Genomic DNA, 263 nt, shown 5'->3' on the forward strand with positions numbered 1-263 from the left:
ATCGACGGCTCATCCAGCAACAGCAGCTTGGGATGGCTCATCAGCGCACGCGCCATCGCCAGCATCTGCTGCTCGCCGCCCGACAGGGTACCGGCCATCTGCGCCGCACGCTCCTTCAGGCGCGGGAAGACCTCGAACCAGCGATCGATGTCGGCCTGGATCTGGCCCTTGTCATTGCTGGTGTAGGCACCCATCAACAGGTTTTCCTGGATGCTCATGCGCGTAAATACGCCACGCCCTTCCGGCACCATCGCCAGCTTGTC

1 protein-coding gene is annotated in these 263 nt (G+C 62.7%); it reads right to left on the reverse strand.

The window, feature by feature from the left end; translation table 11 throughout:
- A partial coding sequence (locus HWE01_RS22710; protein ID WP_241822967.1) for an ATP-binding cassette domain-containing protein occupies positions 1-263 on the reverse strand: 263 nt, incomplete at both ends.

The sequence above is a fragment of the Herbaspirillum sp. C7C8 genome, assembly GCF_022627875.1.
Lineage (GTDB): Bacteria > Pseudomonadota > Gammaproteobacteria > Burkholderiales > Burkholderiaceae_D > Herbaspirillum.